The organism is bacterium (genome assembly GCA_024226335.1).
Classification (GTDB): Bacteria; Myxococcota_A; UBA9160; order SZUA-336; family SZUA-336; genus JAAELY01.
On record JAAELY010000405.1, the window covers coordinates 1 to 11,875 of the forward strand.

The 11,875-nt window shown below is 62.0% G+C and carries 10 protein-coding genes; 3 read left to right on the forward strand and 7 right to left on the reverse strand.

Annotation, left to right across the window (positions count from 1 at the left end; translation table 11 throughout):
• The coding region (locus tag GY725_20190) for a S8 family serine peptidase (protein MCP4006504.1) at positions 1-2,052 on the reverse strand (2,052 nt) is incomplete at its 3' end.
• A gap of 545 nt (positions 2,053-2,597) precedes the next feature.
• Between GY725_20190 and GY725_20195 the strand changes: the two genes are divergently transcribed.
• Positions 2,598-3,434, forward strand: coding sequence for a cation transporter (locus tag GY725_20195; GenBank protein MCP4006505.1), 837 nt, complete (start codon positions 2,598-2,600; stop codon positions 3,432-3,434).
• Positions 3,435-3,598: 164 nt separating this feature from the next.
• Here GY725_20195 and GY725_20200 read toward each other — a convergent pair whose 3' ends face one another.
• The 3 genes from GY725_20200 to GY725_20210 all read right to left on the reverse strand — a co-directional run bounded on the left by GY725_20200 (position 3,599) and on the right by GY725_20210 (position 6,649).
• The gene (locus GY725_20200; protein MCP4006506.1) at positions 3,599-4,252 is read right to left on the reverse strand and encodes a methyltransferase domain-containing protein; all 654 of its coding nucleotides are present in this window, start codon (positions 4,250-4,252) and stop codon (positions 3,599-3,601) included.
• Positions 4,253-4,334: 82 nt separating this feature from the next.
• The gene (locus tag GY725_20205; protein MCP4006507.1) at positions 4,335-5,504 is read right to left on the reverse strand and encodes a cytochrome P450; all 1,170 of its coding nucleotides are present in this window, start codon (positions 5,502-5,504) and stop codon (positions 4,335-4,337) included.
• 242 nt (positions 5,505-5,746) lie between these two features.
• The gene (locus GY725_20210; protein ID MCP4006508.1) at positions 5,747-6,649 is read right to left on the reverse strand and encodes a long-chain fatty aldehyde decarbonylase; all 903 of its coding nucleotides are present in this window, start codon (positions 6,647-6,649) and stop codon (positions 5,747-5,749) included.
• A gap of 347 nt (positions 6,650-6,996) precedes the next feature.
• Here GY725_20210 and GY725_20215 point away from each other — a divergent pair, with 347 nt between their 5' ends.
• Positions 6,997-8,289 (forward strand): 4-hydroxybutyrate CoA-transferase, encoded by a 1,293-nt coding sequence (locus GY725_20215; protein ID MCP4006509.1) that lies wholly within the window; start codon positions 6,997-6,999, stop codon positions 8,287-8,289.
• Between the two features lie 28 nt (positions 8,290-8,317).
• Here GY725_20215 and GY725_20220 read toward each other — a convergent pair whose 3' ends face one another.
• From GY725_20220 to GY725_20230, 3 genes are all read right to left on the reverse strand, one after another.
• Positions 8,318-9,730, reverse strand: coding sequence for a wax ester/triacylglycerol synthase family O-acyltransferase (locus tag GY725_20220; protein ID MCP4006510.1), 1,413 nt, complete (start codon positions 9,728-9,730; stop codon positions 8,318-8,320).
• Between the two features lie 71 nt (positions 9,731-9,801).
• Positions 9,802-10,215 (reverse strand): DUF420 domain-containing protein, encoded by a 414-nt coding sequence (locus tag GY725_20225; GenBank protein ID MCP4006511.1) that lies wholly within the window; start codon positions 10,213-10,215, stop codon positions 9,802-9,804.
• 111 nt (positions 10,216-10,326) lie between these two features.
• Entirely contained in the window at positions 10,327-10,752 is a 426-nt protein-coding gene (locus GY725_20230) for a CBS domain-containing protein (GenBank protein MCP4006512.1), read from the reverse strand.
• A 320-nt stretch (positions 10,753-11,072) separates the two neighbouring features.
• Between GY725_20230 and GY725_20235 the strand changes: the two genes are divergently transcribed.
• Entirely contained in the window at positions 11,073-11,699 is a 627-nt protein-coding gene (locus GY725_20235; protein MCP4006513.1) for a CBS domain-containing protein, read from the forward strand.
• The last annotated feature ends 176 nt before the right edge of the window (positions 11,700-11,875 follow it).

Consider the following 11,875-nt stretch of genomic DNA (forward strand, 5'->3'; position numbering starts at 1 on the left):
GACATCGGCGGACGCGCGACATTCGGTGGTATCGGCTGCGAAAGCATCGACGGGGCAGGTCGCGGCGGATCCCGTGCAGAGTTCAGCGACGTCACAGACATCGGCGGACGCGCGACATTCGGTGGTATCGGCTGCGAAAGCATCGACGGGGCAGGTCGCGGCGGATCCCGTGCAGAGTTCAGCGACGTCACAGACATCGGCGGACGCGCGACATTCGGTGGTATCCGGTTCGAATTCACAGGTGGGTGAGCAACAGTCGCCGGCGCTGGTGTTGCCGTCATCGCATTGCTCTGGCGGATCGAGTGTTCCGTCGCCGCAGATCGGGAAGAAAATCACGCCTGCTCCCGAATCGCGGTCGAGGCCGACAGCCTCGATGTCCAGTGCCTGGGCGCTGAGCGTTGCGAGAATTGCAGCAGGGTCTCCGCGCAGCGCCTCGTCCTGATCGATCAACAATCCTGCGATGGCTGCTGCGTGAGGTGCAGCGGCGGACGTTCCAAAGAACGGATTGAAGCCTGAGCTGGCCGTTGCTACCCCGTCGGCCGCCGCCAGGTCCGGTTTCTGAAGCAACTGCCCGCCGCCGTCCAGGAAGTTGCCCGGCGTGACGGGGGTTCCGTTCTCCTCGTAGAAGATCCGTCGCGGGCCGTCCGAACTGAAGCTCTCGATCGGGTTGCCCACGCCACCTGCAAAGCGCGCGCAGGTCGGGCATCCGGTCATCCCAACATCGACGGCCGCGACACCCACAGCTTTTTCCGCGGCGGAGTGTCCCGCCGTCTGGCCGTCAGTGGCGATACTCAGTTCACCGCGCAGGGTATTCAAATGAATGAAGCGGGTGGCTCCCGAATTTCGAACGACGACCAGAGTGTTTCCGAGGTCGTTGTAAGGACCCGAGTCGATGTATTCGTACGGGTCATCGTTCCCGTTCTGGATAGATGTCGACGCGTCAAAAACCGTAGTGCGGGTCGAATCCAGCAGGTAGAGATCATAGTCGTTGGCCGAAGCCCCCGCGGCGTCTGACCAGTGAAGAGTGATTCCGAACGGAGGATCGGATGTGATCGTGTTGTAGTTGGTACCGCCGCCGAAATCATGAGCCGTTCCCCCGACGGCCACGGGAGCTGCAGTTGGAGAAAAGTCGCCTTCCCAGACTCCCGCTGTGCCGTCATTCAGGTTTCCCGCGTTACCGGCCGCGGAGAAGTAGATGACTCCGGCGTCGACGACGTCGTTGATCGCCTGAGCAATGACTCCATCTTGAAAGACGGGTTCCGAAAAATAGAAGATGTCGTCGACGATGACGTCACATCCTGCGGAAGCGAGATCGAGAATATTCTGCGCAAAATTCGCCTGTCCGGAGATCCCGGTGGCAAACATGAGGTCGGCTCCTGGCGCCAGATCGTGGACGATCTCGAGCATCGCCGTTCCTTCGGAGCCCGAACCCCTGCGTCCGGCCAGGTAGGTCACACACGGTGGTCCTCCGGGGCACTTCGCCGGGATGTCGCCACTAGCGGCCAGCGAGATGCGTTCATCGACGCCGTCGGACAACACGCCAATCGAGACACCAGAACCATCGATCCCCAACTGACTACGGGCAAGATCAGCGCCGTGGGTAATATCTCCCTCGCTGCTATTGACCTTTCGCGTGATGGCTCGGTCCGCCGGTCGAATGAAATGGATGTCGGGCAAAGCCGCGATCGTTTCCAGTTTTTCGAGGGGAATTCGCGCTCGAATCGCTTTGTATTGCGGGAAGCTATTGATGATCTCGCCGCCCAGCCCGCGGATGGCGGCGAGCAACCCCTGGGAAACTGTGGCTCGGATGTCGACCAGTGTGGCTCCAGCGACGTCGACTTCGACCGACCTTCTCAGAGTGGAGAGTCCAGAGGCGATGTCCGCGCCCCGGCGCATCCGCTCCTCGAATAACAGGCGGGAACTGATCTTCCGCTGTGCCTGATTTCGCGCGGCCTTCTCAGCCGCCAGCGCTTCGATCTGAGCAATTGCGGTCTGGCTGATCTGCTGAGCCTGGAGCGTGGTCGCCCCGCAGATCACGAGGCCGAAGACCAACCCTCGGGCCGACAGCCAGTACGCAATTGCGAGCAGGCGAAAAAGCGAAGACAGAACTGGGAACTCCCCCTCGCCGAAGCGGCAGGTCTAGAACCCGGCCACGCCACCGCGAATCAAGCCGCTAGTTGTGGTTCGAAGAATGGGTTTGGTGCTCGGGGAGCTGAATCGAGAACATTGGGAAACGCTGGGAGTCTCTTTGCGTGAATCGCAGCGGCTCCCGAGCCTGCGGTGAGGCTCAAGCCCATTTTGCGCACCACGGCCAAAGGTGAGCAAGGACTTTGTTCGCTTGGCTGCGAGGATTCTCGGATTCAGGAATGCCCGAGTGTTTGCAGCCATTTAGGCCGCGAGCTGTCGGCGCTGCCCGCTGGCCCGGATCCGAGTTGAGAACCCGAGTATTTACTCGGATCATTGAACGGAGTCAGACCACCAGACATGAGGAGTTCGGAATGCACGACCACGCAGGACACTCACACGGCCCCAGGGTTTCGCCCGGAGAGGTGCGGACCGGGCAGCGGATCTGACTCGGGCTCGTCGCGGGCCTGGCCTTGTTGTATTCGGGAACCGAGGTCGCCGGTGGACTCTGGACGGGTTCGCTCGCACTTCTCGCGGACGCCGGTCACCTGTTGTCGGATGTGGGGGCGCTCTTGCTCAGTCTTTTCGCGATCTGGATTGCCGCGCGACCTGCGAGTTTGAAATCTACGTTCGGTCATGCGCGCGCCGAGATTCTCGCTGCTCTTGCGAATGGCTTGGCGTTGATTGCGATTGCCGTATTCGTCGCATTTGAAGCCGTGGGCCGATGGAATGGGAGTGAGAGCATCAACGGACTCGGCATGGTCGGCTTCGCGGCCGGAGCGCTCTGCGTCAACGTGACGGGTCTGGTGATTCTTTCCGGCGGATCAAAGTCGAATCTGAATCTTCGGGCCGCCTGGCTTCACGTTTTGAGCGATGCGCTCGGCAGCTTTGGTGCGATCGTCGCCGGTACCGTGATCTGGGCGTTCGGCTGGATCTGGGCGGACCCGATTGCTTCACTCTTGATTGCTGCTCTCGTTCTGCACGCCTCATTTCGTCTGGTTCGCGCGGCTCTCAGTATTCTCATGGAGTCGGCTCCGGAAGGCATCGATGTGAAAGAAGTCCTGCGGGTCCTCCGCGGACTTCCTTCCGTCGCCGAGGTTCACGATCTGCACGTGTGGAGCGTCGGTAGTGCCGATGTGTCGCTCTCGACTCACGTCGTGATGAAATCGGGAGTCGAGGTCGCTCCAGCACTGGAGCGGGTGCGCGCCGAACTGCGCCAGCACTTCGACATCTTCCACTCGACGATTCAGATCGAAGAACCGGGACGCGATGGTTGTACGGGCGCCTGTTCAGTCAGGGTCGCTTGTTGACGGTGGCTCACTTGGAGGCGAAGTCTCGGACAGGGCCGCGAGTTCCTCGCTCGAGGAATGCGGATGTCGGTGATGTAGATCGGGCCGGTGTGCGTGCTCGTGGTCTTCGGTACAGCAATCCGGTCAGAAGAACGGGGCCCGCGACCCAGGATCGCGAACTCAAATCAAGCCGTTTGAGCAATCAAGGAGAACAGGAGTTTCTGTCGCAGACGCGACGTTGCGACCTCGCGAAATCCGGCTGCCTTCGTCTCTGCCACCACTTGATCGACGTAGCTGCCTCCACTCGATTTCTGATGTCCGAACAAGCCGGCGAGTCGGTGGAAAAGAGGTCCGGGTCCGGCGAAGTCGATGATGACCAACCGACCGCCTGGTGCGAGCACCCGGTGGATCTCAGCCAGTCCGGCGCTTTTCAGATCATCGGGCAGGTGGTGGAACATCAAACTGCTGAGCACTACATCGAAGCTGGCATCGGCGAACGCCAGTGCCTCGATCGCTCCGACCTGGAACTTCGCGGAACAGCCAGAGTCTTCCGCCTTGGCCTGTGCGCGGGCGATCATCTCGGGTGACGGATCGATGCCCTGTACCCGGCCTTCCGTGCCGACCACCTTGGCCGCCGCCAACGCCAGGGTTCCCGTGCCACACCCCACGTCCAGGATCCGCTGACCCGGTTCCAGTCCTGCAGTCTCGATGATCTCGGAGCGAAAGCGGTCTTCCCGGCCCAGCGAAACCAGTTGGACCAGGCGGTCGTAGGCGCGCGCCCAGTGGATGACGTGTCCCTTCGTGGATGGGTTGTCCGGGTTGCTGGTTGCGCGGCTCATTCGCTGCTCCTGTTTCGTCGATCAGAGTGTTCGCGCGCCTTACGGGGCCCAGCACTCGACGGCGGTGTCGTGCGGCCGATGATCACGCCGCTGCGCGCACCTCGACGGGTAGAGTCGGCGGAGCCCCGAAGCCGTTTAGCTGGCCGGTATCGCCGATCGACATCGAGATCGAGTCGAGTCGGTTGACCAGCGTCGAAACGGCAATCTGACCTTCGAGGCGGGCCAGCGCCGATCCCGGGCAGCTGTGCACCCCGAGTCCGAACGCCAGGTGCGGGTTCGGGTCGCGGTCGATCCGGAAGATCTCCGCCTGTTCGAAAGCGGAATCGTCGCGGTTTGCCGACGCGATCAATGGCAGAACCAGTTCCCCCGCAGGAATCTTCGTCCCCGCAAGCTCCACGTCGCGAACCGTGCGACGAACCGTGAGCTGGAACGGCGAGTAGTAGCGCAGCGTCTCCTCGACAAACATTGGAATCAGCTGTGGCTCTCGCTTCAGTCGTGCGAATACCTCTGGCATCTCGTGGAACACCCGTACGGAACTGACGATCAGGCCGGTCGTCGTTTCGTTCCCAGCGATCAGCAGAAGGCGACAGAAGCTGAGCAGTTCGGCATCGGAGAGCGGGCCGTCCTCGGTGCGTCTCTCCACCAGTTCACTCAAGAAGTGCGGCTGGGGACGGCGCCGCAGCTCTGCGATCTGCTTCAGGAAGTAGCTATCCATTTCCGCGGCCGCAGCTTCTGCGGCGGGACTTCTGCCCCCCGTCAGGAGTTCGCCGATGTTGCTGAAGATCACGTCCGACCAGCGCTTGAACTCGGCCAGGTTCCCGTCTTCGACGCCGAGCATCTGAGCGATGACTGCGACCGGCAAGGGTGCAGCGAGTTCGCGAATCAGACACGGCTCGCGGTTCTCGATCATGCGCGTTACTAGACCGTCACAACGCTTGGCAATTGCCTCGCGTTGTAGCTGGATCTGACGCGGAAAGAATGCCTTGCCGAGCAGCTTGCGAAGTCCCATGTGAACCTCGCCGTCGCTGAACAGCATGCTCGGGGGTTGATCGTCCCTACGCACTTCGGGAGGAACGACATCCGACGAGAAGACATCGTCCTGCTTCAGTACTTGACGCACATCCGAGTATCGTGCGACTTGCCAAGCGCCATCCTCTTCCTTGGACACCGGTGAGTCTCGACGCAGTACGCGAAAGCGCTCGAAGAGCGTAGCCGGATCGGGTTCGGTCGGGGGCGAGGCCGTCTCGGTCATCTGGATCTCCCTGGCCTTGTACGGGCCACGACAGATCCTACAACGCTGGCGCTCTCTTGCACCACCGGGCGGAGCTTCTCCATATGCAGTGATCCGGGTGGGCAGTGCTTCGACTGCACCCGCCTGGAGGCCCAGGGGACCCCGCCGAGCGGTCCGCATCTCTGCTCGCCGCTCGACAGAATCGAAACCCTGACTTGCTCATTCGGGGCCCGCGAAGGACCGGCCCCAGGTGAGTCGGACTATTAGGCCGGACTCACCGGGCTCTGGTATTCCATGCCAATGCGGCCCAGGCGGACCTTGAACTCTTTGAGGACGGTGTCGGCCAGCAGGCCTTCCATTTCCTCAGGCTCCATCCCGTCGAGATTCGCGCCATGCCACTCGGTGGATTCCGCCGGGATCTCGCCTGCGTCGCGGGCTTCCTGGGACAACCGGCGGCCTTCTTCCGAAGCGGCCGCACCGGCCTTGAACTGCTTCGAGAAGGTGGCGAGCATGTGGTAGGTCATGTCCTTCTGCATCTTCTCGATTTCGGGCTTCTTCTCGGGCTGTTCCTGGAGCAGAGCGCCGATGCGGTTTTCGCCAAAGCCGACGTGACGCCGCTCGTCCGCAATCGTGCCCGACAAGGTGTGGGCAAACTTCGGATTCATCGGTGCTGTCATGGCGTGGAGCATCTCGAAGACGCTGAAGGCCATGCCTTCGAGTACGATGTTCTGCCCGACGACTCCCGCGACGAAGTCGCCCTTGTCGACCTTCTCCAGCAGCACCTCGGCGAACTTCACCAGATCGGGACTCGCAAAGTGCTCCAGCGTGCTCTCGAGTTCCGACTTCTTGACGCCCAGATCGAAGAGTCGCTGCGTGAAGATCTCCACGTGACGCGCCTCATCGAGCGTCTGCGTGGCGAGGAAGGTCTTGCTCGGGTAGTCGGGGGCGCAGCGAACCAGGCCTGCGGAGGCGGCCAGAGCGCAGCGTTCGCCGACCACGAGTTGCACCGTGGTGTCGATGGTCTGATGGAGCAAAGTTTCGTTGTCGAGCAGGATATCGGGCTCATGCTCGCCTTTTTCGTGCCCGAACTCGGTCTTTTCCAGGTAGCCTTGTGGGCAGGACTCGAGCCAGCGCTGGATCGAGTACGCCGAGAGAAAATCTGCCATTGAACTCTCCTTTTCTGCGCGGAATTATGCAGTTTGCATACCACGCCGATTTTCCCCGGGGCAAGACAGTTCACATACGGAGAGCGTCTTATGCGCTCGCAATACTGCACTCGCTGCAGGAAAAACCGGCGGTGATCGATCCAGAGTGCGGCGAATCCCCTCGCGTGTCAAAGCCTGAAAGTGACGAGAAGTCACAGAGAGGCCGCCAAACGGGTTTTCTGGCAAACACGGGAAAAGCTGGAAATCTCGGATACGATTGCGGTCGCGTCGGGCTCTGATCGGGATTCGCTCAGAGTTCACATACCAACAAGGCGGGTCGGGCCGGGCCCGGTGCGAGGAGGGAATCGGTGAAAGAAGTACGGGCGACAGATGCGGCCGACCAGGTTCGCGGTGTGGACACTCTGGCGATTCCGCTCGGTCCGGGCCAACCCCCTGATTTCCTCCAGGCTCTCGGGGAACGCGAGCGGTTCGAGGACCTGTCGGTCTTCGGCGCTCTTCTGATCGATCTCTTTCCGCTTTTTACCCGGCCCGGTGTAACCCTGCATTCGGGTTTCTACGGACCCGCCGAGCGAGTATTGCGCGATGCCGGCCACGCGGTTTGCTTCGTCCCTGCCGATTTTCGGCGTTTTACACGGCTCGCCCAGGTGATGAAGCCCCGGGTCATGGTCACGGCCGCAACGCCGCCCGATGCCGGGGGGTGGTGCAGCCTCTCCCTGCACGCGGGTGCCACTGTAGAGGAACTTCAGCGCTGTGGGCGGGATCCGGACAGGGTTCTGATCGTGGAGGCCAACGCAAAGCTGCCTTTCACGCTCGGCCTGCTCCCCGAGCATCCTCATGCTCTGCACGTTGACCAGATCGACTATCTGATCCGCAGCGATCGCGACGTCGTTTCGCTGCCCGAAATCCCGCCCAGCGACGTCGAGCAGGCGATTGCGAAGTGTGCTGCCGAGTATGTGTGCGAAGGCGCCACGCTACAGACCGGAATCGGCGGTGTTCCCAACGCGGTCGCGGAAATCGTGTCCACTCGAGCGGGCGGCGACTACGGCATTCACTCGGAGATGTTCACGACGGGTCTGATGAAACTCCACCGAGCGGGAAAGGTCAGCAATCTGCGCAAGGGCGTGCACGAGGGGTACTCGGTCACCACCTTCGCCCTGGGAAACCGCGAACTCTACGATTGGCTCGATGGCGAAGGACGCGACCTGGTGCGATTCCTGCCGGTCGACGCCGTCAACACCCCCGCGCTGATTGCGCGCAACCGCAAACTGATCTCGATCAACGGCGCCCTGTCGGTTGATCTCTTCGGACAGGTCGTCGCCGACGAGATCGATGGCAAAGAGCACTCCGGCATCGGCGGTCATGAGGACTTCGTGACCGGAGCCGCTTTTTCTGAAGGGGGGCGATCGCTCATCTGCCTGCCTTCGACGGCCGGACACGCGGGGAACATCTCGCGCATCGTTTCGCGCTTTCCCGCCGGAACCTGCGTGACGACGCCGCGACACCAGGTCGACGTCATCATCACGGAGTACGGCGCCGCCGAACTGGCCGGACTCACGACATCCCAGCGCCGTGAGGCTCTGGTCGAAATCGCTCACCCGGACTTCCGCGACGAACTCGCCCGGGCTGCTCGCCGGGAGTAGCCAGGAGGGGAGTCGCCAGGAGCGAGGCTCAGCTGAGGTTTTCGAGTTCCTCGAACGCTTGTTCGGTGGCCAGAACCAACTCGTGCAGGTCGGGAACGATGTTCCAATCCGCAGAGAAGCCCCACGAGAGCGTTCCCGCGTAGCTGAACAGGGCAATCCCGAGCCCGAGCTGGCCGAGCAAAGGCACGAGCGGATGCGCGGCCTGCATGCGCGACTCGAGCAGGTACAGGGGCATCTGGGGTCCCGGAACATTGGTGATGACCATATTGAAGGGCGTGCCCAGAGTCATCAGGCGGGCGCCTAATGAGAGTAGTGCAGACCCGGTCCATTCGGTGGCCTGTGTGAGTGCGTAGGCGCCGAGCGCCTGGCGGCTATCCTTCAGTTCTTGGGTGGTTTCCTGGATTGCTTTCAGTCGCGCGCGTGGATCCGGTTCGGCGAGCGGCAGCGGTACCATCCAGGCCGAGACGCGATTGCCTAGAGTGCCATCCTGATCAGGGGCTCGAACACTCACCGGCGTCATTACGCGGAAGTCGAGTGAAGCGAGGTCGACACCGCGCGAGTTCTCGAGATAGCGGGCCAGCCCGCCAGCCGCCGTGGCCAGTACCACATCGTTGAGGCTACCGCCCAGCTTGCGGCGCACGGCTCGGATGCGGTCGATCGACATCGGCAGCCAGTCGATGCGCCGGTGCGGTCCAATCGGCTGGTTGAAGGGGACGGGTGTCGCCATATGGGAGCCTTCGGAGGCCAGTCGCGCGAGAGCCCGCGCGCGTTCGGCGAGATCGTGGCGCGTGTCGCCTTCGTTGCGAAGCAATTTCAGGCCCTCTTCGAGGAGAGTGCGTGGCGCGCCGATGACCCGCGAGACCTCTCCCATTCCGAGTTGCAGTTTGCTGGGCGCGGGGCGAGGACTCCAGGATCGAGGTATGTCGACTTTTTCGACCGGTTCGGGTGTAAGCAGTTCCGAGATGAGTTCGGCGCCGGATACCCCGTCCACCATGCAGTGATGCACCTTCGAGATCAGCGCGACCCGATCGCCTTCGATCCCTTCCACCACCCACAACTCCCAGAGCGGTTTGTCGCGATCCAGGCGCTGCGAGAAGATGCGGCCCACCAGACGCTTGAGTTGTCGCTCACTGCCGGGTTGGGGCAGGGCGCTATGACGTACGTGGTAGCTGATGTTGAAGTCGGCATCGTCGATCCACACGGGATGTCGCTCGATCGGTGTGCGTTGCAGGCGCTGGCGATAGCGTGGAATGCGATCAAGGCGCGAGTTTACGTACTCGCTGATGCGATCAATATCGATGGCGCCGCTGGATCCGCGCAACGGGCCGGCGTCGAAGACCTGGGTGGAGGCGATATGCATCCCAGCATCTTCGTTTTCGTAGACGAGGAATGAGTTGTCGAGCATCGTGAGTCGGTCGGAATAACTTTCACTCTCACTCATGGGAAGGCTTCCTTCTCCGTCTGTGGATTGTGTCGAGTGCGACTGTTTCGAGTGTTCCTGATGCGCCGTAGTCAGGCACCTGGTCGCACATGGTTGACCAGCCAGTAAACCAATACGCCCGTGACGGACACGTAGATCCAGACCCCCATTGTAACTCGCGCGATCCGACGATGGGCCGTAAAGCGCCGCCTGAGAGCCCTGTAGACGCTCATGGGAACCAGAGGCAGTAGCGCGCTGGCCGCCAGTGTGTGGCTGCCGAGAAGCAAAAGGAAAGCCGTCCGGACCCAGTCATCACCAGGGAAACGCTTGTGGCCGACGAGCAGAACCTGACTCACGTACAACACCAGAAACAACGCCGCGACTCCGAGATTGGACAACATCAACCGGCGGTGCCGATCGCGTAGACCACTGCGAATCGCCTGCCATCCGGCAAGCAGAAGTACCAGGCATGTCAGGTTGAGACCGGCGACGAGAGCGCCAAGCATCGCGACGTCCCAGCGTTCGGGTTCGAGGTTCCAGAACGCTGCTAGGGTTGAAGCGGCAGCATAGCAGGCCAACGGGGAAACTGTGGCGAGCTGCTGAAAGCGAGACTGCGCTCACGCGGCGTCGTTGTTCCGGGGTGACTGGGCGTTGAGATACTCGCCGAAACAGCGGCAGGCGTCCGTCGCGGTGAAGATCCCGGCCAGCTTTCCCCGTTTTGTCACGAGCGCCGACCCGATGTGCCGGTCCGCCATGTCGAGCAAAACGTCCCGGAGCGGTGTCGCGATATCAATCGAGTAGGCGTCCAGAACCGAGAGCGCGCGAATGGCCAGGTCTTCCGCCTCGGGAATCGGGCTCGGTCCCACCGCCAGTCCGATGTCTCGATCGGTGATCACGCCGACCAGCTTTCCTTCGTCCGTCACCGGGAGGTGACGCATATCGTGTTCCGTCATCATCGCGCGGGCACTGCTGACCCGTTCATCGATCTCGATGGAATAGGGGAACGGGGTCATTGCAGCACTGAGGGATGGTACGACAGGCATTCGGCTCCTCTTCTCCCCGTCGATCGTGTGGAAGGGGATGCGGAAACGAACTGCATGTTGGGTGCCAGCTCCGACCGCCGCAGCGCTCCGATGGGGAGCGACGAATGTGCCGTCGTGTCTCACTGATTGAGCCAGCATCTGCGGATCTCGACGAGTCCGTCTGCTGCCTGCCGGATGGGGTCAAGTCGGCTATCGGTCTATGCCGAAACAGGAAATCAAGGGAAGGAATGCCCGTGGCCAGCCACGTAGAGCCATTCGAAATCTCGAGACTCCGGATACTGGAGGCAAGGGTGGTTTCCCGCGAGCTTGGGTCCTAAGCCGTGTTTACGATCTACGATCCCAATGGGATGCAGACGCCGTACGTTCCCGGCGCGATCCGCAACCGCCGAGTGGAGCCGACGGCCCGAGTACAGGCTCTCCGTTCGCGCAAGGACAAGGAGAGTGATTCCCACGAGGACCAGGGCTCCCCCGCCAGCCCGCGGGGATTTCACCGGTCTCCGGGAGTCGATCTGAACAGTCCGCCACGCCAGCGCGAGCGCGCGACTCGCGCGTCGATGATCATGACCGCGCCGGTCTTCAGTCTGACGGCCGATACCCCGATCAGCCTGGCCGCGCGCTCGATGGAAGAGCACCGCATTCACCACGTTCCCGTGCTATCGGCGTCGGCCGAAGTCGGAGGGAAACTCGTCGGCATCGTGTCGGATCGCGACCTGCTCCGCTCAACCGGTCTTTTTCCCCTGACTGCACCCGTGGCCCGAGTGATGACACGCGAGGTCTTGACCGCTGCCCCGGAAACCTCGATTCGGGACGTCGCTCGCGTGCTGTTCGAGGAAGGGATCTCCGCTATGCCGATTGTCGAGACCGGGGGGGAACTGGTCGGGATTCTGACTCGGAGCGATATTCTGCGCGCGGTGATCGCACAAGCTCCCCTGGATCTCTGGATCTAACCCGGAAGTCCGCAGCCTCCCTGTGCAGGGGTTCCCTAGGGAATCTCTGCACAGGGAGGATTCGAGCGAGAAGCGGGAATCGCCGCCTGAGCAAGAAGCGTGATCCGATCGCAGATCCGTAGATCTGCAGAGGGTCGCGCGACGCAGCGCAGGCGGATGCATCGCGCTTCGCAGCC

Excerpts from the sequence above, each read along its gene's own strand:
- GY725_20200 (MCP4006506.1), bottom strand. The coding sequence starts at position 4,252 with ATGAGCCGCGCAACCAGCAACCCGGACAACCCATCCACGAAGGGACAC.
- GY725_20205 (MCP4006507.1), bottom strand. The coding sequence starts at position 5,504 with ATGACCGAGACGGCCTCGCCCCCGACCGAACCCGATCCGGCTACGCTC.
- GY725_20210 (MCP4006508.1), bottom strand. The coding sequence starts at position 6,649 with ATGGCAGATTTTCTCTCGGCGTACTCGATCCAGCGCTGGCTCGAGTCC.
- GY725_20220 (MCP4006510.1), bottom strand. The coding sequence starts at position 9,730 with ATGAGTGAGAGTGAAAGTTATTCCGACCGACTCACGATGCTCGACAAC.
- GY725_20225 (MCP4006511.1), bottom strand. The coding sequence starts at position 10,215 with ATGCTTGGCGCTCTCGTCGCCGGTCTCAACCTGACATGCCTGGTACTT.
- GY725_20230 (MCP4006512.1), bottom strand. The coding sequence starts at position 10,752 with ATGCCTGTCGTACCATCCCTCAGTGCTGCAATGACCCCGTTCCCCTAT.